The following is a 404-nucleotide window of genomic DNA, read 5'->3' as shown; positions in this document are numbered from 1 at the left end:
GCGCTGCGGCATGAGGTCGAGATTCTGCGTCGTCAGGTCGGGAAGCCGAAACCGTCCTGGTCCGATCGGGCGGTGCTGGCCGCTCTGGCCAGGCTTCTGCCGCGTGAGCTGCGCGCGCATCGGATCGTGACGCCGGCGACGTTGCTGGCTTGGCACCGGCGCCTGGTGAAACGCAGGTGGACCCAGCCCCGCTCGCCGGGTCGGCCGCCACTGTCCCAGGAGTTACGCGATCTGATCGTCACGTTAGCCCGCGACAATCCGGGCTGGGGCCACCGAAGAATCCAGGGTGAACTACGCCGGCTCGGTCACCGCGTGGGGGAAGGCACGATCCGCAGGGTCCTGAAGCAACGCAGGATCCCGCCCGCGCCGAGGCGTACGGACACCGCGTGGCGGACGTTCCTCAA

General features: G+C 69.1%; 1 protein-coding gene. It reads left to right on the top strand.

Annotated features, from left to right (window positions below):
• Positions 1-72 precede the first annotated feature (72 nt).
• The coding region (locus tag GWK61_RS55450; RefSeq protein ID WP_323748220.1) for a helix-turn-helix domain-containing protein at positions 73-404 on the top strand (332 nt) is incomplete at its 3' end.

Origin of the sequence: Catenulispora rubra, assembly GCF_015356825.1 — a bacterium.
Taxonomy (GTDB): Bacteria; Actinomycetota; Actinomycetes; order Streptomycetales; family Catenulisporaceae; genus Catenulispora; species Catenulispora rubra.
Note: the sequence above shows the minus strand (reverse complement) of the source record. Positions and strands in the feature narration are given on the sequence as shown.